Here is a 23,870-nt window from a genome sequence, read left to right on the forward strand (position 1 = left end):
GATGAAAGCTAAAAGAGTTATGGATACTGAAGATGAAGGTAAAAGAACTACTTATTTTATCTTCATAGTAGGTGCAATATTTCTATTATTAATTTTAAGATTATTTTATCTTCAAATTTTAAATGGAGATATGTATAGAGAAAAAGCAGTAAAAAATAGCTTGAGAGAAAATATTGTAAAAGCTAGTAGAGGAAAAATTTATGATAGAAATGGAGTTGTTTTAGCGGATAATAGTACAGGTTATAAAATAATACATTTTGATACTAAAACTATGAGTGTAGAAGAAAAAAATATATTAAAACAAATGTTTTTGAATGATAAAAGAGAATATAATACACTTAAACCTAAGCAAAAAAGTAAATTAGATGAAATATATTTTGATATTTCATATATTTCTAAAATATCAAATACAAGCTTTGATGAAATTTTAGATACTTTTTATAAGACACCAATTATGGGAGTTGATAAGGAAATTACTGTAGTTGATGATATACCTCAAGACTTAGCTATGAGAGAAGTAGAAAAATTGCCAAATGATAGAATTGATATAGTTGAGTATAATAAAAGAAGTTATCCATTTGGAAAATTAGCTTCTCATATTTTGGGTTATGTAAAATTGATTTCATCAGATGAGTATAAAACTTTAAAAGATAGTGGATATTTAGTTGATGATTTGATTGGGAAAAAAGGAATAGAAAAACAATATGACAAGCAACTAAAGGGTATTAATGGTCAGGAATTTGTAGAAGTTGATGTAAAAGGAAATGTTATAAAAAAAATAGATGAAACAACTGCTATAGGTGGAGATAATATATACTTATCAATAGATAGTGATTTACAAAGCTATATGACTGATGTCTTTGCAGGAGCACCCGGTGCTTTCATTGCAATAGATGTTAATACAGGTAAAATATTGACCTTTGTTAGTTCACCAGAGATAGACTCAAATTTATTAAGCTCAAAAATAAATCAAAATGATTGGAATAATTTAGTTAATTCTAAATCAACACCTTTGGTTAATAAGGGAATATCTGGACTATACCCACCTGGTTCAACATTTAAGGCAGTTACAGGAATTTCTTTTTTGGAATCAGGTATAAATGTTAATGAAGGTATAAATTCAACAGGATCATTTACATATGGAGGAGTAACATTTAGAGATGCTCATTCTGTAGGACATGGATTCACAAATTTCTATAAATCAATAGAACAATCAGTAAATTCATATTACTATAATTTTATAATGCGTATACCTAGAGATAATTTCTTTAGAATCGCTAGAGAATTTGGTATAGGTCAAAAGACAGGAATAGATCTTTTTGGAGAACAAGATGGTTTGTTACCAACACCAGATTGGAAGAAAAAGAAATTTAAGAAAAGACAACAACAAGTTTGGTTACCGGGAGATATGATAAATATGTCTATAGGTCAAGGTTATTTATTACTTACACCTATGCAAGTTCTTATGATATATCAAACAATAGCAAATGATGGAGTAATGTTGTATCCAACATTAGTAGATAGATTTGTAGATGCCCAAGGTAACTCTAAAAATAATGAAACAAAAATAAGAAAAAAATTAAATGTAAATATAAATTCAATAAGAGAAATGCAAAAAGCTTTGAGATTACCAGTAGTAGGAGCTGGAGGAACAGCAAAAGTATTACAATTACCTTATGTAACGGTAGCAGCTAAAACAGGTACAGCACAAAATGCTGGGGGGAATAATCATTCATGGATAGCAGGATATTTCCCAGCAGATAAACCAAAAATAGCCTTTGTAGCCTTAGTAGAAAATGGAGGTTATGGTGGAGTAGCTGCAGGTCAAAAAGCTAGAGCTTTTATTGAAAGATACTACAAGAAAGGAGAACAAGAAATAGATGGAAGAAAATAAGGTTAAATTATCAAAAAAACTACAAGAATTAACTTCTATGCCTAAAACAGTTAAAAATAAAATTGTAAAAAGAACAATTAGAAAAAAAAGACCTGTAGATGATGAAGGAACTAGTACAGAAAAAACTTATGTAATTCCTCTAGGAGGTTTAGAAGAAGTTGGAAAAAATATGACAGCATTTATGTACAAAGATGAAATGATAATAGTAGATGCAGGTTTATCTTTTCCATCTGATGAACATTTGGGTATAGATTTAATTATACCTAATTTATCATTTTTAGAAGCAAATGTTAGTAAAATAAAAGCTTTATTAATTACACATGGGCATGAAGATCATATAGGTGCTATACCTTATTTATATCAAAAATTAGGTAATAGTATAGAAATGTATGGTACAAAATTATCTATTGCCTTAGCAAAATCAAAGTTTGAAAGAAAAGACATAAAAAAACCTAAGGTACATACAGTAGTACCAAAAAAAGTTATTAAAATATCAAAATATTTTACAGCTGAATTTATAAGTATAACACATAGTATTGCAGATGCCTGTGCAATTTGTATAAGAACACCAGGAGCTACTATAGTACATACTGGAGATTTTAAAATTGATTTATCACCAGTAAAAGGTGAAGGTTTTGACTTTGCAAGTTTATCAAAATTAGGAGAAAAAGGGGTAGACTTATTACTTGCTGATAGTACAAATGCCTTAGTTCCAGGTTATACACCTTCAGAAAAATCTGTAGGTAAAAATATAGCTGAAGAGGTATCAAAAGCAAAGGGTAGAGTTATACTTGCAGCATTTGCATCACATGTTCATAGAATACAACAAATAATAAATGTTGCAGCACAATTTGGGAGAAAAATTGCTATTGACGGTAGAAGTATGCTAAAGATATTTGATATTTGTGAAAAATTAGGATATTTAGATGTGCCAAAAGATATAATGATAGATATAACACAGGCAGAAAAAATGCAAGAAGATAAGGTTATGATTATTTGTACAGGAACACAAGGAGAACCTTTAGCAGCCTTATCAAGAATTGCAAATGGAACACACAAATATATAACTTTAAGGGAAAATGATACTGTTATAATTTCATCAACACCTATACCGGGTAATGAAAAGGCTACAAGTAAAAATGTAAATCAATTATTAAAAAAACAAGCAGATGTAGTCTTTGAAAGATCGGTTGGAGTTCATGTTTCAGGGCATGCAAGTCAAGAAGAATTAAAATTAATGTTAAATTTGGTTAAGCCAACATTCTTTATGCCTGTGCATGGAGAATATAGCATGTTAAAAAAACATAGAGAACTTGCTATATTAACAGGTGTAAAACCAGAAAATGTAATACTTGCAGAAAATGGGTTTAAAATGGAATTAACTCATGATACTTTTAAAGTAGTAGATAAGGTCCCAGCAGGACTTACCTTAATAGATGGTAGTAGAATTAATGATGTGGGAAATAGTGTATTGAAAGATAGACAAAGCATGGCAGACGATGGTATCTTTGTTGCAAATATTCCTTTGTATAAAACAGGTAAATTTGGAGAAAATATAGAAATAGTAACAAAAGGTTTTGTTTATGTAAAAAATGCAGAACAACTTTTGTCAGATGCAAAAGAAATGATAAAATTAGAACTCAATAATATAGAAGGTAAAAATATTTCTGATAAAGCAAAGATAAAACAAATATTGAGAAAGAAAATATCAGATTATCTGTATAAAAAAACAGATAGATCACCTATGATATTACCGATAATTCTTGAGGTATAGGAGGACCTATGGGTATAAAATATATAGATGCAAAAAGATTAAGAAGAGTATTGATTGGTGGGGGGAAATGGATAAAAAGGCATGAAAAATATTTGAATGAATTGAATGTTTATCCAGTACCAGATGGAGATACAGGGACCAATATGTCTTTGACAGCCCAAACAATGATAGATGATATTGTAAATAAGACAGATGATAAAATAAGTATGGAAAATTTAGCTGAAATAGTTGAAGATGCTGTTTTAACAGGAGCAAGAGGAAATTCTGGAACAATTTTATCACAAATTATTACAGGTTTTTTATCAAATATTAAAGATAAAAAAAGACTATATCCTAGCGATGTAGCAGAAGCATTAACTTGTGCAAAAGATTTAGCGTATAAGGTTGTTGATACACCTGTAGAAGGTACAATGTTAACAGTTATAAGACTTGTAGCAGAAAAGGCTAATGAAATAAAAGAAGTTGAAACTTTTAATGAATTCATTGATGGAATAGTTGAAAAAGCACATGAAGCTGTTGAACTTACACCAAGTCTACTTCCCAAACTAAAAGAAGCGGGCGTTGTTGATTCTGGAGGACAAGGTTTATTTTACTTTTTTGTAGGAATGAGTAAAATATTGACTCAGATTGAATTATTAACAAAGGCTTCTGTTGTAGAAAGTGAATTTGACAAAACAATACTTAAAATAGATCATAATCAAGATGATATAAAATATAAATTTTGTACCGAGTTTATAATTCAAACAAAGGCAGATTTTGATAGAGAACAAATAAAATCAGAATTATTGGAATTAGGAGATTCAGCAGTATTTGCTAATTCAAGTAAAAAATTTAAAGTTCATATACATACTAATGATCCAGTTATAGTTATTGATAAGGCTTGTAAGAGTGGAGAATTAGAAAAAGTAAAAATAGAAAATATGAAAATACAAAATGAAAATGTATTAAAATCTGAAAATGAAAAGGCTAAAATATTTGTAAATCAAGCTAAATTTTTAAGAAAAGATGCATATATAATACTTGCTGATACTTTAGCATTAAAAGATGAATTTTTGAAATTAGGAGCTAATGCAGTAATTTTAGGTGGGCAAGGTCAAAATCCAAGTGTAAATGATATATTAAATGCAATTGAAAAAGTTGAAGAATATAGCAATATATACATTCTGCCAAATAATAAAAATGTAATAGCAGCAGCTAATCTTGCTATGGATAAAACAAATAAGCCTTTAATAGTTATACCAACAAAGACAATGCTTGAAGGGATGTTTTATTTAAGATATCCTAAGTTGACTATGGAAGAAAGAGGTAGACTAAATTCTATAAATAGTTCTATAGAAATTACTAAAGCTGTAAGAGAAACCGTAGTAGACGGTATGGAGATTAAAGAAGGGGATTATTTAACTTTATTAAATACAAAAATTAAATTTGTAACAAAAACTTTGGAAGAAGCTGTAGATAAAATAATTGAAAATTTAATTACAGAAGATACTCTTACTTTAACTGTCGTTGAAGGTAAAAATAAATATGAAAATATTATAGAAAAATTAAAAAATTTAAAAGTAAAATTAACAGAAAATATTCAAATTATAAATGGACAACAAGAAAATTATTCTTACTATATTTACATTGAAAATAAACCAAAAGATCAACCTGAAATTGCAATTATTACAGATTCTGCTTCAGAATTGAATGCAAATGATGTTGTTAATATGAATGTTACTGTAATACCTACAAGAATGGATTGTGATGGTAAAGAATATAGGGATGAAGAAAATATATCTAAATTAGAATTTTGGAATATGCTAGTTAATGAAGAAAAAGTATTTAGAACAGCTCAACCAGCACCAAAGGAACTTGTAAATACATATAATATGTTATTTAGAAGGGGTTACAAAAAGATTTTGATTATACCTCTTTCAAGTAAATTATCTGGAACACAACAAGTAATGAAATTAGCAAGAGAAATGATAAAAAGAGAAAATGACATTATTATTTATGACTCTAAAGCTATTTCAATCCAATTAGGTTATATGGTTATACAAGCAGCTAAATTAGTTAAAAAAGGCTATGGAATAGAAGAAATAAAAGAATATTTGGATAAATTTATAGAAAGAAGTAAATTATATATAGTTGTTAATAGCTTGAAATATTTACAAAGAGGTGGAAGAATTTCAAAAACTGCCCAAACAATAGGAGATTTCTTAAATTTAAAACCTGTTATATCAATATCGGATGGAGCTTTATTTGTAGAAAAGAAAGTTCTAGGTGGAGATGCTGCAGTTAATAAATATATAGAAAGATGCATAAATGAAAAATTAAAAGTTCATAGTTTGTATATTATGGCTGCTTCAGGTGGAACAAATGCTCAATTAGAACAAATTAATAAAATAATTTCAATATATAAAAATAATAGAAAGGTTACACTTTTAGGTTCAATAAAAGAAATAGGAGCAACAGTTGGAACACATGCAGGACCAGTATATGGAGTTCTATTAATACCTAAATTACTATAATGAAAAAATATAAATTGGATAAAAGCACACAAAGAATGAAAATAGGACAATATCTAAGAGAAATACAGAATTATTCTAGTAGGAGCCTTAGAAAAGTTAGGGTTTATTTGGATAATAAGTTGGTCAGACTAACAAAAAAATTACCTTCTAGTGGTATTTTATTTGTAGAAGAAAAAGAAAAAAAGACGAATATTGAGCCTATAGCAATGGATTTAGATATTGTATTTGAAGACTCAGATCTTTTAATAATAAATAAACCTTATGGACTTGTGACACATCCTACATTAAAAAAAGTAGATGTAACTTTAGCAAATGGAATAGTAGCTTATTTAAATATAGTGCCTAGGTTCTATAATAGACTAGATATGGATACAACAGGCTTGATAATTATAGCAAAAAATGCATATACGCAGGCTTTTTTACAAAATTTTGGAGAAGTAAGAAAAAAATATTTAGCCTTAGTTGAAGGAAAAATAGAAAAAGAAATTGTAATAGAAAAGCCTATATTCAAGCCAGATCAAGAATTAAAAAGAATAATTGATGATAGGGGTCAATATGCAAAAACTGTTGTGAGACCGCTTAAATATATAGAAGATAAAGATATTAGTTTAATAGAATGTGAACTTTTTACAGGAAGAACACATCAGATAAGGGTGCATTTAAAGTCAATAGGACATCCGATACTAGGAGATAAATTATATAATTCTACATCTTTACATAAGGTTAAAAGACAAATGTTACATGCATATAGTCTTGAATTTAATCATCCAAGAACTAAGAAAAAACAACATATAGAGATAGAAGAATATGAAGATATGAAAAAAATATAAAAAAATATTTAAAAAAATATAAAAAAATGCTATAATGAATATGTTAAAAAACTAACGTGTTTTTAAAATTAAGGAGGTATATATTATGTCAGTAAAAGTGGCAATAAATGGATTTGGAAGAATAGGACGTCTTGCATTAAGACTTATGATCAATGATCCAGAATTTGATGTAGTTGCAGTTAATGATTTGACAGATCCTGCAATGTTAGCACACTTATTCAAATACGATTCATCACAAGGAAGATTTGATGGAGAAATTAAGGTAGAAGAAGGAGCATTTGTTGTTAATGGTAAAACAATTAAATCATTCAGTAATGCAAATCCAGAAGAATTACCTTGGGGAGAATTAGGAGTAGACGTAGTATTAGAATGTACAGGATTCTTTGTTAAGAAAGAAAAAGCAGAAGCACATATTAAAGCAGGAGCTAAAAAAGTTGTTATTTCAGCACCAGCAAAAGGTGAAGGAGTTAAAACAGTTGTATATAATGTAAATCATGAAATCTTAGATGGTTCAGAAACAGTTATTTCAGGAGCTTCATGTACTACAAACTGTTTAGCACCTATGGCAAATGTATTAGAAAAAGTATTTGGAATTGAATGTGGTTCAATGACAACAATACACGCTTATACAGGAGACCAAAACACATTAGATGCACCTCATAGAAAAGGTGACTTTAGAAGAGCAAGAGCAGCAGCTGTAAATATTGTTCCTAATACAACAGGTGCAGCAAAAGCAATTAAATTAGTTATACCATCATTAGCAGGTAAATTAGATGGTGCTGCACAAAGAGTACCAGTACCTACTGGATCATTAACAGAATTAGTAACTGTTTTAAAGAAAAAAGTAACTGTAGAAGAAGTTAATGAAGCTATGAAGAAAGCAGCAAATGAATCATTTGGATATAATGAAGATCCAATCGTATCATCTGATATAGTTGGAAGCCACTTTGGTTCAATATTTGATGCTACACAAACAAAAGTTATCGAAGCAGGAGACAAACAATTAGTTAAGACTGTAGCTTGGTACGATAATGAAATGTCATATACAGCTCAATTAATAAGAACATTAAAATATTTTGTTGAATTATCAAAATAAGTTAATATAAAAAATTAATGAAGGCTTCCAGCAAATTGCCGGAGGCCTTATTTTGGAGGAAGACATGAAAAAGAAAACAGTTAGAGATTTAGATGTAACAGGTAAAAAAGTTTTAGTTAGAGTAGATTTTAATGTACCTATCAAAGATGGTGTAATAAAAGATGATAATAGAATAAAAGCAGCTTTACCAACTTTAAAATATTTATTAGAAAAAGGTGCAAAAGTTATAGCTTTTTCACATTTAGGAAGAATTAAAGAAGAAGCAGATAAAAAAAGCAAAACTTTATTACCAGTATCTAAGAGATTAGCAGAATTATTAGGAAAAGAAGTTAAATTTGTTCCTGAAACAAGAGGGGCTGAATTAGAAGCTGCAATTAATAATTTGCATAATGGTGAAATCTTAATGTTTGAAAACACAAGATTTGAAGATTTAGATGGTAAAAAAGAATCAAAAAATAATGAAGAATTAGGTAAATATTGGGCAAGTTTAGGAGATATGTTTGTAAATGATGCTTTTGGTACAGCACATAGAGCACATGCTTCAAATGTAGGAATTTCAGCAAATCTAAAAGAAAATACAGCAGTAGGTTTCTTAATGGAAAAAGAAATTGAATTCTTAGGAGGAGCAGTAGATAATCCTAAAAAACCATATGTAGCTATTTTAGGAGGAGCTAAGGTTTCAGATAAAATTGCTGTTATAGAAAATTTAATTGAAAAAGCAGATAAAATTCTAATTGGTGGTGGAATGATGTTTACTTTCCTAAAAGCTAAGGGATTAAATACAGGAAAATCATTATTAGAAGAAGATAAATTAGATTTAGCAAAAGAAATTATGAAAAAAGCAGAAGCTAAAGGAGTTAAATTAGTTTTACCTATAGATACAGTAGTAGCAAAAGAATTTAATAATGATGCAGCACATAAAACAGTTTCTGTAGAAGCAATAGAAGCAGATGATATGGGACTTGATATAGGTGAAGCAACAGTTACTTTATTCAAAAAAGAATTAGAAGGAGCTAAGACTGTTGTATGGAACGGACCTATGGGAGTATTTGAAATGAGCAATTATGCAAAAGGAACTATAGGTGTTTGTGAAGCAATAGCTAATTTAAAAGATGCAATAACTATTATAGGTGGTGGAGATTCAGCAGCAGCAGCTATTCAATTAGGATATAGCGATAAATTCTCACATATTTCAACTGGTGGAGGAGCATCACTTGAATACCTAGAAGGAAAAGTTTTACCTGGTCTTGCTGCAATAGCAAATAAAAGTTGTGGTTGTAGTTGTGAATAAAGTGAAAGTATATTTAGCTGGAGCTTTATTTAACGAAGCTGAGGTTTCACAAAGAATAAAAGAAGGTAAACTATTAAGGGAAAATTTTTCAACTTTAGATATATTTAATCCAATAGAACAACCTTTCAATGAAAATAAGCAAAGCTTGCCGACACCTCAAGAAATTTATGAAGCAGATGCAAAAGCAGTTAAAGATTGCGATATTGCAATTTTTGATTTAACAAATGAAGATGCTGGAGTAATGATTGAATTAGGGCTTGCCATAGCTTATGGTAAAAAAATAATAGGAGTAAATTCAGATATTAGATTAAAATCTGCGAATAAGTATGAAATACCAAGTTATGCTATGAATCATTTCGTATTAGGAGCAGTATTAAAATATGGTGTTTTAGTTTATTCATTTGATGAAGTAATAAAAAATTTAAAATTAGCAGGTATTAAATAACCTGCTATTTTTAAATGCTTGAAATATTTAACTAAACATTAAAATGTGATATAATTAAAGTAACTCTTTTCAAAAGAAGGTGATTTTTTAGTGGAAAAAAAAGTAGCAATAGTTTTAGCTAAGAGAACGGCTATAGGAGGCTATAAAAAAAGTCTTTTAGATAAAAATATTGTTGATATTGCAACAAAATTAATAAAAAAAAGTATAGATAAAAAAAATATAAATAAAGTTGACGAAGTAATAATGGGTATGGTAATGCAATCAGGCTATGGTCAAAATGTTGCAAGACAAATATCAATTAAATCAGGGGTTCCAATAAAAGCTAGTTCATATACAGTTAATATGGTATGTGGTTCAGGGATGAAAGCTGTGGAATTAGGAGCTAATTCTATACTTCTAGGTAAAAGTAAGATAGTTTTAGTTGGAGGCTTAGAAAATATGAGTAATGTAGACTATTCTTTATTACTTTCTGATGGGCTAACTGATGTATTTAATAATTATCATATGGGAATGACAGCTGAGAATGTAGCAAAAAAATATGGTATTACAAGAGAAGACTGTGATAAATTTTCATTAAATAGTACAAAAAAAGCTATAGAAAATTTAGATAAATTAAAAGAAGAAATTGTAGAACTAGTTGATATATCAACTGATGAGCATATTAGGTTGGGACAAAATATAGAAAAATTATCTAAATTAAAACCAGCATTTTTAAAAGATGGTGTTGTAACAGCAGGTAATTCAACAGGATTAAACGATGGAGTTGCAATACTTCTTTTGATGGAAGATAAAGTTGCAAAAGAACTCAATTTAGAAATTTTGGGATATATAAAAAATATTTCATGTGTGGGACTTGATCCTAAATATATGGGGCTAGGTCCAGTTGAAGCAATTAAAAAGACAGTGGCTATAGAAAAAATAGATATTTCTGATATAGATTTATTTGAAATAAATGAAGCATTTGCAAGCCAAGTAATAGCTTGCATTAGAGAATTAAAAATAGATGAGAAAAAAGTTAATGTAAATGGGGGAGCATTAGCTCTAGGACATCCTATAGGTGCAAGTGGAGCTAGAATAATAGTAACATTAATAAATGAAATGAAGAGAAGAAATTCTAAAAGAGGAATAGCTAGTCTTTGTGTTGGAGGAGGACAAGGTTTAGCAGTTTTAATTGAAAGGTAGTAAGATGAAAATAGGAATAGATAAAATTGGTATTCATATACCTAAATATTATTTAGACATAAAGGATTTAGCTGAAAAAAGAGGTGTTGATCCAAATAAATATCTAATAGGGTTAGGTCTTAATAAAATGTCTATAACTTGTAAAAACCAAGATATAGTAAGTATGGCTACAATGGCAGCAGATAAAATTTTGGATGAAGAAGATAAAAAAGATATAGACATGATAATAGTTGGAACAGAAACAGGTGTTGATCAATCAAAATCAAGTTCAGCATTTATTCATTCTTTACTTGGAATTAATGAATTTTGTAGAAGTATTGAAATTAAACAAGCCTGTTATGGGGCAACAGCAGCTCTACTTTTGGCAAAGGCACATATATTAGAAAATGAAAATAGTAAAGTATTAGTAATAGCAACAGATATAGCAAAATATGGTATAAATACAGCTGGAGAAGCTACTCAAGGTGCAGGAGCTGTTGCAATGTTAATAACAAAGAATCCGAGAATATTAGAAATAAGCAATGAAAAAGTTAGTTACACAAAGGATGTCATGGACTTTTTTAGACCAAATAATAGTATTTATGCTATAGCTCGTGGGAAATTATCAACAGAAACATATTTAGATTCTTTAGAAAAAGTATATAAAGAATTTGAAAGAAAATATGGTGAAAAAGACTATAGTGCAATTTGTTTGCATGTACCTTATCCAAAGTTAGCCTTTAAGGGTTTGAAAAGAATAGAAAAAGAAAATTTAGAAAATAAGCTTCAGGAAGCTGTGAAATATAATAAGGAAGTAGGAAATATTTATACAGGTTCTTTATTTTTAAGCCTTGTTTCATTACTAGACAATGCTAAATTTAAAGAAGGCGATATAATTGGGTTATATAGTTATGGTTCAGGAGCAGTTAGTGAATTTTTTACAATGAAAATAGTTGAAGGCTATGAAAAATATTTAAGAATAGAAGAAAATAAGAAACTCTTTGAAAATAGAATAAGATTAAGTGTTTTAGAATATGAAACAAAATTTTTTGAAGAAGTAAAAGAAGATATAGAAAATGAAAATATAGAAGGAGAAGAAATATATTTAAAAGGTATATTCAATAATGAAAGAAAATATGAAAGAAAAATTTAATAAATATTATCTAAAGACAAGGAATGAAAGAATTGATATTTTAAGGGAATATGTTTCTTTTGAAAATTATAAAGCATTGGAGAAGACAGAAATATTATCTAATGAAATAGCTAATAATATGATTGAAAATCAAATAAGTGTTTTAGGTTTACCTTTAGGACTTGCTACCAATTTTGTAATAAATAATGAAGAATATGTAATACCAATGGCAGTTGAAGAACCTTCTGTTATAGCAGCGGCAAGTAATGCAGCAAAACTTTTAGGAAATATTGAAGTTGATATAAAGAATAGAGAAGTAATAGGGCAAATAGCCTTATATGACATAAAAAAAGACATAAATGAAATATTAGCAAAAAAAGAAGAATTATTACAAATTGCAAATTCTACTCAAGAACAATTAGTAAAATTGGGTGGAGGAGCAAGGGATATAAAAGTAGAAAAAAAGGGAAAATTTTGCATAATATATCTTTATGTAGATACTCTTGATGCAATGGGAGCTAATATGGTAAATACTATGTTAGAATCAATAAGTCAAGTGGTAGTTGAAATTCTAGAAGCTAAAAAATTAATGAGTATTTTATCTAATTATTCAACTGAGTGTTTGGTAGAAGCAAAGGTTGAAATTAAGGTAGAAAAAAATTTTGGTGAAAAAATGACTTTAGCCTGTGAATTTGCTAATGTAGATGTATATAGAGCAACTACAAATAATAAGGGAATATTCAATGGTATAGATGCTCTAGCTATAGCAACTGGAAATGATTGGCGTGCAATAGAAGCAGCAGGTCATGCTTATGCTAGTAGAAGTGGGCAATATTCATCACTTACAACATGGACTTTTGATGGAGAAAAATTAAGAGGTAATTTAATAATACCTATGGCTATAGCCACTTTTGGGGGATCTATAGGTCTTAATCCAGCAAGTAAAATAGCTTTAGATATTCTAAAAAATCCAGATGCAAAAGAATTGTCAAAAATAGCTGTAGCTCTTGGCTTGGCACAGAATTTTGCAGCCTTACGAGCTTTAGTAACTGTAGGAATACAAAAAGGGCATATGAAATTACATGCAAAATCTATAGCTAGTTTTATAGGTGCAAAAGAAGATGAAAGTGAATATGTAATACAAAAAATGATAGAAAAGAATAAAATAAATATAGAAGAAGCAAAAAAAATATTAGGAGATCTTAGAAATGGAAGCCATTGCTAAAATTATTTTATTTGGAGAACATAGCGTAGTTTATGGTAAAAGAGCATTAGCTATTCCAATAAGGGAATTAAAAATAAAAGTAAAAAAAACAAAAGAAAAATGTTTTCAAAATGACTATGTGGAATATATAAAAAATTTATTAAATATTAAAGAATATATAAAAATAAAATCTAATATACCAATATCAAGGGGATTAGGTTCGTCAGCAGCCTTACCAGTTGCAATGTCAAGGTTAGTTGGAGCAGATGAAAATAAGATAGCTAAAATAGCTGAGATAAAAGCACATGGTAATCCTAGTGGTATAGATAGTTCGGTTATTTGTTCAGAAAAAAGTTTGATTTTTGAGAAGGGTAAGGAAAATATCTATATAAATACTAAATTGGAAGGATATATTACTATTATTGATAGTGGTATACAGTCTAGTACAAAAAAGGCAGTTGAGCAAGTTAGAATGCTGAATAGAATAGATATAATAGATAAATTAGGTGAAATAACAGAAGAGGCTATAAAATCCTATTATGATAAAAAAATATATAAATTAGGTGAGCTTTTTTATAAAGCACAAGAACAATTAGTTAAATTGGGTCTAAGTAATGAAAGAATAGATAGACTTGTAAAAAAGGCAAAATATAACAGTCTAGGAGCGAAAATAACAGGTTCAGGAATGGGAGGCTGTATAATAGCTCTATGCAAAAATAAAAAACAAGCAATTAAATTAAAAAAAGAAATGAAAAAAGAAGGAGTAGAAGGCTGTTGGATAGTAAGAGTATAGCATATATGAATATAGCCATGATAAAATATTGGTGTAAGAATAAATATGATCCATATCTAAAACCTTTGGTTTCAAGTATATCACTTTTATCAAAAAAATTTTATACTGAAACAAAAATAGAAAAAAATTCTAAGGATATATTCATATTAAATGGGGAAATACAAAATGAAGAAGAAACTAAAAAAATTTTTTCCTTTGTAAATAAAATAGTTCCTAAAAGAGAAAAAATAAAAATAGTTAGTAAAAATACCATGCCAACTGCAGCTGGTTTAGCCTCAAGTGCTTCTGCTTATTGTGCATTAACAAAAGAGCTTAATAGATATTTTAATTTGAATTTTAATAAGCAAAAAATAGCCAAGGTTGCAAGTATAGGTTCAGGTTCTGCTAGCAGGTCTTTATATAATATTTGTGCTTTTACAAAATATGGAGATATATATGAAATAAAAAGCAAGTTAAACTTAGCAATGTTTGTAATCTTAATTTCTAAAGATAAAAAGAAAATTTCTAGTAGACTTGCTATGCAAAGATGTAAAGAGACCTCGCCATTAATAGGGACTTGGATGAAAAATAATGAAATATATTTTAAAAATGCAAAAAGAGCTTTGAAAAATAATGATTTTAATACTTTAGGTGAAAATATGGAAAAAAGTACAGAATTAATGCATTTAACAATGAAAACTGCAAGCCCTTCTTTTACATATTTGAATGAGGAAAGTGAAAAAGCAATAGAATATGTAAAAAAGATAAGAGAAAATAGGGGTATTGAAATATATTATACTACTGATGCAGGGCCTAATGTTAAGGTCTTATTTCAAGAAAAAGATAGAAAAAAAGTATATGATATTTTAGAAAAACAATTTGGAAAAAGGATAGTAGAATGTTAGTTAAAGCAATGTCAAAAATATATTTAGCAGGTGAGTACGCAATTTTAATGCCGGGCTCGTTTGCAATTCTTGCACCTGTTAAAAAATATACATATTTAGAAATAGAAAAATCAGATGAAGAAAGTGTCGAAAGTACAGTTGAAGATAAGCAAGAACTATTAAAATATGCAAGAGAACAAGCCTTCATATTTGCAAAAAAATATGAAAAATTTAACTATAAATACACAACAGATCTATATACTAAGGGAACAAAGTTTGGTTTAGGTTCATCTGCCAGTGTTGTAGTGGTAACTATAAAAGCAATATTAGAATATATGAAAATTAAATATACAAAGGCAGATCTTTTCATTTTATCTGTTAGAGCTTTGAGAAAAGCAGGTAATAGAGGTTCTATGGGCGATGTCGCTTGCATCTGTTATGAAGATTTAATTCTGTATCAAAGCATAGATGAAAATGAAAAATATATGATAAAAAAAATAAAACCTAAAGGACTACTTAAAATAACAGCATTTTGGAGTGGTAAGCCAGCAAGTACAGCAAAGCAAATAAGTCCAATAAGGAAATGGTATAATACAGAAGAATTTTTAAATTTTGTTAATATCTCAAATAAATATACCTTAGAATTAGAAAAAAGTATAAGTCAGGGCTTGGGAAATAATTTAATATCTTGTGTAGAAAAACTAAGACTTAATTTGATATACTTGGAAAATTTTAGTAAAATATTAATACATAGTAAGGAATTAAATAAATATATTTTGAACTATCCTGGAAGAAAAACAAGTGGTTCAGGTAAGGGAGATTTTGCTATAGAATTGAGGTTAGAAGATGTTGAAAAAAGATCAGCATATGAAATATGCCTTAGAGTGTAAAACAAAGGATACTTTAGCTAATATTAAATTAATATATGTTAGTCTGCCAAAAGTAAATATAGATGAGGTAGATATTAAAACAAAATTTTGTGGTTTGGAATTTACATATCCTTTCTTCATAAATGCAATGACTGGAGGAAGTGAAAAGGCAAATGTAATTAATAGAAGATTGGAATATATTTGTAAAAAATTGGACATTTTCTTTTTTTCAGGTTCATTTAGTCCTGCTTTGAAGGATGCTTCATATTATTATCCTAAAGGTCAGGGTATAAATATAGGGGCAGATAAAAGTGTTGATGAGATGAAAAAAGCTGTTGAAAAAACTGAATCTAAAATATTACAAATACATTTGAATCCAATACAAGAATTTATGATGCTTGATGGGACTACAAATTTTGCTAAATGGAATGAAAATATAAGGCAAGCACTTGAAAATATATCTGTTCCAATAATTTTAAAAGAAACAGGTTTTGGTATGTCAAAGCAAACATTAGAAAAATTAAAAACTATGGGTGTAAAAACTGTAGATATTAGTTCACAAGGTGGAACTAATTTTGCATATATTGAGGATAGAAGAAGAAAGCTAAAAAGAGAATATCTCTATGACTTAGGATATAATTTAAAGCAAAGTTTAATTAATGCCCAAGAGTATATGGATGATATAGAAATAATAGCTTCAGGAGGTATAGAAAATCCTTTGCAAATTGTAAAATGTTTGGCTATGGGAGCAAAGGCTGTAGGAATATCTGGGTATATTTTAAAATTATTAGAACAAAAAAATGATGATGAAATAATATCTATATTCAAGCAATGGATATATGAAATTAAAGCAATTATAGCAATAACAGATTCAAAAAATTTGGAAGAATTAAAAAATAAATGGGAGGATATGAAATGTTAAAACCAATTGGAGAAAGACTATTAGTAAAAGTTATAGAATATGAAACAAAAACAAAAAGTGGAATTATTTTAAATGATTCTGCAACTAAGCAAGAAATAACAAAAGCTAGGGTTATAGAAATATCAGAAGATATAAAAAATATAAAAAAAGATGAAATAGTATATTTTTCAAAATATAAGGGAGAAAATATTAAATATGATGAAGTTGATTATATATTAATAGATTTAAAAGATATATTGGCAAAGGAGTTAGATTAAAGTGAGCAAAATTATTAAATTTGATGAAAGTGCAAGAGAATCTTTAAAAAAAGGAGTTAATATTTTAGTTGATTCTGTTAAGGTAACTTTAGGACCTAAGGGAAGAAATGTTGTATTAGATAGGGGCTTTGGAGCACCTATTATTACAAATGATGGAGTTACTATAGCAAGAGAAATTGAATTAGAAGATGTTATAGAAAATATGGGAGCACAAATTGTAAAAGAAGTTGCAACTAAGGCAAATGATATAGCAGGTGATGGTACAACTACGGCTACAGTTTTGGCAGGATGTATTATCAATCAAGGTTTAGAAGTTGTATCTAAGGGTAAAAATCCTGTGTTAATAAGAAAAGGTATAGAAAAAACAGGAGCAGAAGTTTTACGTAGATTAAAAGATTTATCAAGACCTGTAGCATCTGATAATGAAATAAAAAATGTTGCTACAGTATCAGCTAATAATGAACATATAGGAGAGTTGATTTTAAAAGCCATAGAAAAAGTTGGTAAAACAGGAGTTTTAACAGTTGAAGAATCTAGATCACTTGAAACAAATTTGGAAATTGTTGAAGGAATGCAATTTGATAATGGATATATGTCAGCATACATGGTTAATGATACACAAAGAATGACAGCAAATATGGAAAATCCATATATATTATTAACAGATAAAAAAATAAATAGTATGAAAGAAATTTTACCTTTACTTGAAAAGGTAATTGAAACTTCAAAACCTTTAGTAATAATAGCAGATGATATAGAAGCAGAAGTTATAGCTACTCTTGTAGTTAATAAGATAAGAGGTTCTTTGAATGTTGTTTGTGTTAAAGCACCAGCCTTTGGTTCTAGAAGAAAGGAAATGCTTGAAGATATTGCTATTTTAACAGGAGCTCAAGTAATTTCAGAAGATAAGGCTATGAAATTAGAAGATGCAAGCGTAGAAGATTTGGGACAAGCAAAAAATGTTAATATAACAAAGGAAAAAACTACAATAGTAGATGGTAAAGGTTATAAAGGTGAAATTAAAGCAAGACAAGAACAAATAAAAGCACAAATAGAACAAACAACATCAGAATATGATAAGGAAAAATTAAGAGAAAGATTAGGAAAACTTTCAGATGGTATTGGAGTTATAAGAGTTGGTGCTGCAACTGAAACTGAAATGAAAGAAATGAAAATGAGAATAGAAGATGCCTTATCATCAACTAAGGCTGCTATAGAAGAAGGAGTAGTTATAGGTGGAGGAACAGCATTAGCTAAAATTTCAGCTGCTATGAAAGATTTCACTTTATCAGGAGAAGAACAAATAGGTTGTGAAATAGTAAAAAGAGCTATGTATGAACCTTTAAGACAAATTATTCTTAATGCTGGTTTAGAAGCAGAAAAAATAATAGAAAAACTAATAACAACTGAAGAAAATGTTGGATTTGATGCTTCAGCAGAAGAATATGTAGATATGGTACAAAAGGGTATATTAGATCCAGCAAAGGTTACAAGAGCAGCAGTACAGAATGCAATTTCTGCAGGAGCTATATTTATAACTACTGAAGTTGCAATAGCAGATGAAAAGAAAGATGAAAATAATAAAATGATGGGGTAGGCTATGGATTTTTCAAATAGAATAAAGAATATGCAATATTCACCAGTTAGAAAATTAGTGCCTTTGGCAGATAAAGCTAGAAGTGAAGGTGTAACAGTTTTTGGTTTTCATATAGGACAACCGGATGTAAAAACACCAGATTCATTTTTTAATGGTGTCACAAATTATCAAGAGAAAATAGTAAAATATACAAATTCACAAGGATTACCAGAACTTTTAACAGCTTTTTCAGAATCATATAAAAGGAATAATATAAATTTAGATGAAGAAGAATTAGTTGTAACTAATGGTGGAAGTGAAGCCTTAGAATTTGCTATAACAACTATTTGTAATGCAGGAGATGAGGTTTTGGTTCCAGAACCATATTATTCTAATTATGATAGTTTCTTAAGAAAATCAGATGCTAAATTAGTACCTATAGTGACTACCTTAGAAAAAAAATATAGATTACCAGAAAAAAAAGAAATAGAAAAATTAATAACAGCTAAAACAAAGGCCATTCTATTTTCTAATCCCTGCAATCCTACAGGTGTAGTGTTGACAGAAAATGAATTGAATATTCTAAAAGAATTGGCATTAGAACATGAATTATATCTAATTTCAGATGAAGTTTACAAACAATTTATCTATGAAAAATCTACAAAATTTATATCAATTATGAATATAAAAGGTATAGAAGATAGAGCAATAATGGTAGATAGTATATCAAAGCATTATAGTGTTTGTGGTGCAAGAATAGGAGTTGTTGCCTCTAGAAATAGAGAATTAATGGCACAAATTTTAAAATTATGTCAGGCAAGATTATCAGTTTCAACTATAGAACAATATGCAACTACTAGCTTATTAGGTGGTATAGATTTATATATGTCAGAGGTTAGAAAAGAATATAAAAGAAGAAGAGATACTCTTTGTTATGAACTTAGTAAAATTAAGGGAATTAGTTTATGTAAACCAGATAGTGCCTTTTATGTTTTGGTAAAATTACCAGTTAAAGATGTTGAAGAATTTGCTAAATGGCTTTTAACAGATTTTAGATATGAAAAGCAGACAATTATGTTCGCAACGGGTGCAGGGTTTTATTCTATTGAACATCACGATAAAGGAAAGCAAGAAGCAAGATTTTCTTTTTGTACATACAATCCTAAGGATATAATAAGAGGAATAGAAGTATTAAAAAAAGCGTTAGAAGTATATAAAGGATAGAAAATGAAAAGTAAAGTTAATAGTATCATAGAAAATATAGAAATTTCAAAAATAAGACAAATAGCATTTAAAATGAATGCTTATGAAGATGGAATAAATTTAACTATAGGCGAGCCATCGCAAGATTTGCCAGATTGTGTAAAAATAGAAATGGCATGTAGATTATTGAACGATAAAATAGGTTATGCCCCAACAGGAGGTATGCCAGAATTAAAGCAAGAAATAGTTAAATTCTATAATAAATATTTTGGTGGAAAATATAAAGAAGAAAATTGTTTAATAACAGTTGGGTCTACTGAAGGGCTTTCAACTTTTATTAGATCATTAATAGGTGAAGGAGATGAGGTCATTATGCCTACTCCTACTTATCCAGGTTATGCACCTAATATAAAATTGCAAAAAGGAATAGAAGTATATCTTGATACAAGTGCAGATAATTTCAAATTGAAGGCTAGTACCTTGGAAAAAGCAATAAATAAAAAGACAAAGGCAATAATATTGACTTATCCCAATAATCCAGCAGGAATTTGTATAGATGCAGAAGAAATGGATAAGATAGCCGATGTAATAAGAAGACATGACATTTATGTATTGAGTGATGAAATTTATGCTTCATTAGCTTTTGAAAAATATAATTCTTTTGCAAAATATCATGATTTATTAGATAAGGTTGTAATAATTAATGGATTTTCAAAATCACATTCAATGACAGGATATAGACTAGGCTATATGTTAGCATCAAAATATTTTATTGATAATTTTATAAAAGTTAGTCAATATACAACAACAGGGATTACAACTATAGCTCAATATGGTGGTATAAAAGCTTTACAAGTTTGCCCAACTAGGGAAGATATAGTAAAAGAAAATAAGGAAAGAATGGATTTTTTTGCAAAAGGTTTAGAAAAAATAGGGTTTAAGGTTATAAAACCAGAAGGAGCATTTTACTTATTTGCAGATTATAGAAAATTATCAAATAAAAAATCTATGGATTTTGTAAATGAAATAGTAGAAAATTTGCACATAGGTATAGTTCCCGGAGAATGCTTTATGGTAGAGGGCTTTGTTAGATTTTCAATAACAAAAGATATACCAGAATTACAAAAAGCCCTTGATAGAATGGAGAAATATTTTAATGAGTAAGTATATATTGTTAATAATAATAGCGTTATTAAGCATATTTAGTAAGAATAAAATAATGCTTTATGCGACACTTACAGTTTTAATATTAGCACTACTTCCATATCATGAAAAAAATCTTAATATTGCAAAGACTATGGGTATACGAATAGGGCTATACGTCATAACGGTTGCAATATTAGCACCTATTGCACTTGGTATGATAAGTTTCGATCAGTTAGGTAAGACTTTAGTTGGATATAAAGGGATAATAGCAATAATAGCAGGTATTGGTACTTCTATACTATCAACTAAAGGTATACAAATACAAGTAATTAATCCACAAATAGTAATAGCAGTTAGTATAGGAACAATAGTAGGGTTAGTTGTGTTTAAAGGGACAGCATCTGGCCCTATTATCGCAAGTGGAGCAACTTATGCAATTTTTCAATTAATAGATAAGTTTAAATAAAGAGGTAAAATAAATGAAAATGGTTTTAATAATAGTAAGCAGTAGCATAGCTTGCTATAAGGCAGTTGATGTTTGTTCTAGCTTAAAAAAACTAGGGTATAACATTAAGGTTATTATGACAAAGAATGCTACTAAGATGATAAGTCCATTAATATTTGAAACTTTAACTAAGAATAAGGTATATGTAGATATGTTTTGCGATAAGGACTCTAATTATGTATCGCATATACAATTAGTAAAAGAAGCAAGTAAAGTAATAGTATTACCTGCAACAGCTAATCTTATAGCAAAAATGGCAAATGGAATAGCAGATGATTTTGCAAGTACAGCACTTTTGGTTGCAAAGCCTAAGGATATTATGGTGTTTCCTGCAATGAATACAAATATGTATGAAAATTGTATAACACAAAAAAATATATCTACATTAAGAAATTATGGAATGAGTATTATTGAACCAGTAACTGGGCATTTAGCCTGTGATGATATAGGTAAGGGTAAATTGCCAGATGTTTTGGATATAGTAGAAATAATATCATTTGAACTTGAAAAAAATAATGAATTAAAGGATAAAAATATTTTAATAACAGCTGGAGGAACTAAAGAAAAAATAGATCCTGTTAGATATATATCAAATAATTCAAGTGGTAAAATGGGCTATAGTTTAGCAAAAATGGCAAGCTTGATGGGTGCTAAAGTAACTTTGGTGTCTACAAGAAAAGATTTGAAAGTACCAATAAATTTGAAAGAAGTAATCTATTGTGATAGTGCAAAAGAAATGTATAATATAGTAATGAGTAAAAAAGATGATATGGACTATATTATTAAATGTGCAGCTGTATCAGATTTTAGAGTTAAAAATATAAGTGATAAAAAAATCAAAAAAGATACTATGAAAGAATTTAAGCTTGAACTAGAACTTAACAAAGATATATTATTAGAATTATCTAAGGTCAAAGAAAGAAAATATATTTTGGTTGGCTTTGCAGCAGAATCAGATAATATTATGGAAAATGCAAAGATTAAATTAAAGAAGAAGAATCTTGACTATTTGGTATTAAATGATATATCAGATAAAAATATAGGTTTTAATTCTAACTACAATGAAGTATATATCTTTAATAAAGATGGGGATGTTAAAAAAATTGAAAAGGATATAAAAGATAATATAGCTAAGAAAATCTTAGAAACTATAAAGGGGGGTCTATGGGCGAAACATTATTAAAAAGATTTATTCGTTATGCAAAAATAAATACAAGGTCAGATGAAAAAAGTTCTACTATACCTTCAACTAAGGTTCAAGAAAATTTTCTTTTTATGTTAAAAAGTGAGTTAGAAGAATTAGGCTTAGAAGATGTACATATTACAAAAGGTTGGTTTTTAACAGCAACTTTACCAGCAAATACTACAAAAAAATATGCCAAAGTAGGCTTTATATCACATGTTGATACAGCAGATTTCAATTCTATAGGAGTTAATCCTCAAATTATAGAAAAATATGATGGTAGTGACATTGTATTGAATAAAGAAAAAAATATAGTTATGACTGTTGAAAAATTTCCTAATTTAAAAAAGTATATAGGAAAAACATTAGTTACAACAGATGGGACAACTTTATTGGGGTCTGATGACAAATCTGGAATAGTTGCCATATTAGATGCTATAATTTATTTATTAAAACATCCTGAAATTGAACATGGAGAAATTCGTATTGCTTTTGGACCAGATGAAGAAATAGGTAGAGGAGCAGATAGTTTTGATATTAAAGATTTTAATTGTGATTATGCATATACTCTAGATGGAGGACCATTAGGTGAATTAGAATATGAAAGCTTTAATGCTGCACAAATTGAGTATAAAATAGAAGGAGTATCGGTTCATCCAGGTACAGCAAAAGATCAAATGATAAATGCTAATTTAATAGCAGTAGAATTAGCTAGCATGTTCCCTAAAAATGAAGTTCCAGAAAAAACAGAAGGGTATGAGGGCTTTTATTTGTTACATAATATGGAAACAAGAATAGAAGAAGCTAATATGACCTATATTATTAGAGATCATGATAAGAAAAAATTTGAAGCTAGAAAACAATTTTGTGTAGACATAGCAAAAAAAATAGAACAAAAATATGGAAAAGTTATACAATATAAGTTATTTGATCAATACTATAATATGGGAGATTTAATAAAAAATGATATGAGAAGTGTTAATATCGCCAAAAAAGCTATGGAAAATTTAAAAATAGCTGTTGATGTTAAACCAATAAGAGGAGGAACAGATGGTTCTAAGATAACATATATGGGTCTTATGTGCCCTAATCTTTTTGTTGGTGGAGAAAATTTTCATGGTCAATATGAAATAGCCTGTGTTGAAGATATGTTGAAAGCAAGAGATACAGTCTTAGAAATAATTAGTTTATCACAAGAATAAAAGGAGTAAAA

Annotated in this window: 21 protein-coding genes; all 21 read left to right on the forward strand. The window is 28.5% G+C overall.

The features are described 5' to 3' along the window. The first annotated feature begins 1 nt into the window (after position 1). The 21 genes from mrdA (at position 2) to pepT (ending at position 23,859) form a co-directional block, all read left to right on the forward strand. The gene (gene mrdA / locus AWT65_RS02570; protein WP_157055043.1) at positions 2 to 1,894 is read left to right on the forward strand and encodes a penicillin-binding protein 2; all 1,893 of its coding nucleotides are present in this window, start codon (positions 2 to 4) and stop codon (positions 1,892 to 1,894) included. Continuing rightward, the gene (locus AWT65_RS02575) at positions 1,881 to 3,668 is read left to right on the forward strand and encodes a ribonuclease J (RefSeq protein ID WP_066729066.1); all 1,788 of its coding nucleotides are present in this window, start codon (positions 1,881 to 1,883) and stop codon (positions 3,666 to 3,668) included. The genes mrdA and AWT65_RS02575 overlap by 14 nt, the downstream gene beginning before the upstream one ends. 8 nt (positions 3,669 to 3,676) lie before the next feature. Next, a complete protein-coding gene (locus tag AWT65_RS02580; RefSeq protein ID WP_066729068.1) occupies positions 3,677 to 6,181 on the forward strand; it encodes a DegV family protein in 2,505 nt (834 codons plus the stop codon). Then, on the forward strand, positions 6,181 to 7,011 hold the full coding sequence (locus AWT65_RS02585) for an RluA family pseudouridine synthase (RefSeq protein WP_066729070.1): 831 nt from the start codon (positions 6,181 to 6,183) through the stop codon (positions 7,009 to 7,011). The genes AWT65_RS02580 and AWT65_RS02585 overlap by 1 nt, the downstream gene beginning before the upstream one ends. Before the next feature lie 85 nt (positions 7,012 to 7,096). Next, the gene (gap, locus tag AWT65_RS02590) at positions 7,097 to 8,107 is read left to right on the forward strand and encodes a type I glyceraldehyde-3-phosphate dehydrogenase (RefSeq protein ID WP_066729072.1); all 1,011 of its coding nucleotides are present in this window, start codon (positions 7,097 to 7,099) and stop codon (positions 8,105 to 8,107) included. Between the two features lie 64 nt (positions 8,108 to 8,171). After that, positions 8,172 to 9,398 carry a phosphoglycerate kinase gene (locus AWT65_RS02595; RefSeq protein WP_066729074.1) on the forward strand — a complete coding sequence of 409 codons (1,227 nt, stop codon included), beginning with the start codon at positions 8,172 to 8,174 and terminating at the stop codon, positions 9,396 to 9,398. Further along, positions 9,391 to 9,843, forward strand: coding sequence for a nucleoside 2-deoxyribosyltransferase (locus AWT65_RS02600; protein ID WP_232292784.1), 453 nt, complete (start codon positions 9,391 to 9,393; stop codon positions 9,841 to 9,843). The genes AWT65_RS02595 and AWT65_RS02600 overlap by 8 nt, the downstream gene beginning before the upstream one ends. A gap of 90 nt (positions 9,844 to 9,933) precedes the next feature. Beyond that, positions 9,934 to 11,025: a thiolase family protein gene (locus AWT65_RS02605; RefSeq protein ID WP_066729076.1), complete on the forward strand. Its 1,092-nt coding sequence runs from the start codon at positions 9,934 to 9,936 to the stop codon at positions 11,023 to 11,025. 4 nt (positions 11,026 to 11,029) lie between these two features. Continuing rightward, positions 11,030 to 12,157, forward strand: a complete 1,128-nt coding sequence (locus AWT65_RS02610; protein WP_066729237.1) for a hydroxymethylglutaryl-CoA synthase — start codon at positions 11,030 to 11,032, stop codon at positions 12,155 to 12,157. Next, complete coding sequence (locus tag AWT65_RS02615; protein WP_066729078.1) at positions 12,129 to 13,361, forward strand: hydroxymethylglutaryl-CoA reductase, degradative; 1,233 nt, start codon at positions 12,129 to 12,131, stop codon at positions 13,359 to 13,361. Before AWT65_RS02610 ends, AWT65_RS02615 begins: the two co-directional genes overlap by 29 nt. Further along, positions 13,345 to 14,133, forward strand: a complete 789-nt coding sequence (locus AWT65_RS02620) for a mevalonate kinase family protein (RefSeq protein WP_066729080.1) — start codon at positions 13,345 to 13,347, stop codon at positions 14,131 to 14,133. The genes AWT65_RS02615 and AWT65_RS02620 overlap by 17 nt, the downstream gene beginning before the upstream one ends. Further along, a complete protein-coding gene (gene mvaD, locus AWT65_RS02625) occupies positions 14,115 to 15,017 on the forward strand; it encodes a diphosphomevalonate decarboxylase (protein ID WP_066729082.1) in 903 nt (300 codons plus the stop codon). The genes AWT65_RS02620 and mvaD overlap by 19 nt, the downstream gene beginning before the upstream one ends. Beyond that, positions 15,011 to 15,886, forward strand: coding sequence for a mevalonate kinase family protein (locus tag AWT65_RS02630; protein WP_066729084.1), 876 nt, complete (start codon positions 15,011 to 15,013; stop codon positions 15,884 to 15,886). The genes mvaD and AWT65_RS02630 overlap by 7 nt, the downstream gene beginning before the upstream one ends. Further along, complete coding sequence (gene fni, locus AWT65_RS02635; RefSeq protein WP_066729086.1) at positions 15,843 to 16,787, forward strand: type 2 isopentenyl-diphosphate Delta-isomerase; 945 nt, start codon at positions 15,843 to 15,845, stop codon at positions 16,785 to 16,787. The genes AWT65_RS02630 and fni overlap by 44 nt, the downstream gene beginning before the upstream one ends. Continuing rightward, positions 16,781 to 17,044, forward strand: a complete 264-nt coding sequence (locus AWT65_RS02640; RefSeq protein ID WP_066729088.1) for a hypothetical protein — start codon at positions 16,781 to 16,783, stop codon at positions 17,042 to 17,044. Before fni ends, AWT65_RS02640 begins: the two co-directional genes overlap by 7 nt. A gap of 1 nt (position 17,045) precedes the next feature. Continuing rightward, on the forward strand, positions 17,046 to 18,641 hold the full coding sequence (gene groL, locus AWT65_RS02645) for a chaperonin GroEL (RefSeq protein WP_066729090.1): 1,596 nt from the start codon (positions 17,046 to 17,048) through the stop codon (positions 18,639 to 18,641). 3 nt (positions 18,642 to 18,644) lie between these two features. Next, positions 18,645 to 19,844: a pyridoxal phosphate-dependent aminotransferase gene (locus AWT65_RS02650; RefSeq protein WP_066729098.1), complete on the forward strand. Its 1,200-nt coding sequence runs from the start codon at positions 18,645 to 18,647 to the stop codon at positions 19,842 to 19,844. A 3-nt stretch (positions 19,845 to 19,847) separates the two neighbouring features. Continuing rightward, positions 19,848 to 20,987, forward strand: coding sequence for a pyridoxal phosphate-dependent aminotransferase (locus tag AWT65_RS02655; RefSeq protein ID WP_066729100.1), 1,140 nt, complete (start codon positions 19,848 to 19,850; stop codon positions 20,985 to 20,987). Beyond that, the gene (locus tag AWT65_RS02660; RefSeq protein WP_066729102.1) at positions 20,980 to 21,435 is read left to right on the forward strand and encodes a DUF441 domain-containing protein; all 456 of its coding nucleotides are present in this window, start codon (positions 20,980 to 20,982) and stop codon (positions 21,433 to 21,435) included. The genes AWT65_RS02655 and AWT65_RS02660 overlap by 8 nt, the downstream gene beginning before the upstream one ends. A gap of 13 nt (positions 21,436 to 21,448) precedes the next feature. Next, positions 21,449 to 22,657: a bifunctional phosphopantothenoylcysteine decarboxylase/phosphopantothenate--cysteine ligase CoaBC gene (coaBC, locus tag AWT65_RS02665; protein WP_066729104.1), complete on the forward strand. Its 1,209-nt coding sequence runs from the start codon at positions 21,449 to 21,451 to the stop codon at positions 22,655 to 22,657. Beyond that, positions 22,639 to 23,859, forward strand: coding sequence for a peptidase T (pepT, locus tag AWT65_RS02670; RefSeq protein ID WP_066729106.1), 1,221 nt, complete (start codon positions 22,639 to 22,641; stop codon positions 23,857 to 23,859). The genes coaBC and pepT overlap by 19 nt, the downstream gene beginning before the upstream one ends. The last annotated feature ends 11 nt before the right edge of the window (positions 23,860 to 23,870 follow it).

Source organism: Sneathia sanguinegens (assembly GCF_001517935.1).
GTDB classification, from domain to species: Bacteria; Fusobacteriota; Fusobacteriia; order Fusobacteriales; family Leptotrichiaceae; genus Sneathia; species Sneathia sanguinegens.

Bases quoted from the DNA above. Each gene is read 5' to 3' on its own strand.
- mrdA (WP_157055043.1), top strand. From the start codon at position 2: ATGAAAGCTAAAAGAGTTATGGATACTGAAGATGAAGGTAAAAGAACT.
- AWT65_RS02575 (WP_066729066.1), top strand. From the start codon at position 1,881: ATGGAAGAAAATAAGGTTAAATTATCAAAAAAACTACAAGAATTAACT.
- AWT65_RS02580 (WP_066729068.1), top strand. From the start codon at position 3,677: ATGGGTATAAAATATATAGATGCAAAAAGATTAAGAAGAGTATTGATT.
- AWT65_RS02585 (WP_066729070.1), top strand. From the start codon at position 6,181: ATGAAAAAATATAAATTGGATAAAAGCACACAAAGAATGAAAATAGGA.
- gap (WP_066729072.1), top strand. From the start codon at position 7,097: ATGTCAGTAAAAGTGGCAATAAATGGATTTGGAAGAATAGGACGTCTT.
- AWT65_RS02595 (WP_066729074.1), top strand. From the start codon at position 8,172: ATGAAAAAGAAAACAGTTAGAGATTTAGATGTAACAGGTAAAAAAGTT.
- AWT65_RS02610 (WP_066729237.1), top strand. From the start codon at position 11,030: ATGAAAATAGGAATAGATAAAATTGGTATTCATATACCTAAATATTAT.
- AWT65_RS02615 (WP_066729078.1), top strand. From the start codon at position 12,129: ATGAAAGAAAATATGAAAGAAAAATTTAATAAATATTATCTAAAGACA.
- AWT65_RS02620 (WP_066729080.1), top strand. From the start codon at position 13,345: ATGGAAGCCATTGCTAAAATTATTTTATTTGGAGAACATAGCGTAGTT.
- AWT65_RS02630 (WP_066729084.1), top strand. From the start codon at position 15,011: ATGTTAGTTAAAGCAATGTCAAAAATATATTTAGCAGGTGAGTACGCA.
- fni (WP_066729086.1), top strand. From the start codon at position 15,843: ATGTTGAAAAAAGATCAGCATATGAAATATGCCTTAGAGTGTAAAACA.
- AWT65_RS02640 (WP_066729088.1), top strand. From the start codon at position 16,781: ATGTTAAAACCAATTGGAGAAAGACTATTAGTAAAAGTTATAGAATAT.
- AWT65_RS02650 (WP_066729098.1), top strand. From the start codon at position 18,645: ATGGATTTTTCAAATAGAATAAAGAATATGCAATATTCACCAGTTAGA.
- AWT65_RS02655 (WP_066729100.1), top strand. From the start codon at position 19,848: ATGAAAAGTAAAGTTAATAGTATCATAGAAAATATAGAAATTTCAAAA.
- AWT65_RS02660 (WP_066729102.1), top strand. From the start codon at position 20,980: ATGAGTAAGTATATATTGTTAATAATAATAGCGTTATTAAGCATATTT.
- coaBC (WP_066729104.1), top strand. From the start codon at position 21,449: ATGAAAATGGTTTTAATAATAGTAAGCAGTAGCATAGCTTGCTATAAG.
- pepT (WP_066729106.1), top strand. From the start codon at position 22,639: ATGGGCGAAACATTATTAAAAAGATTTATTCGTTATGCAAAAATAAAT.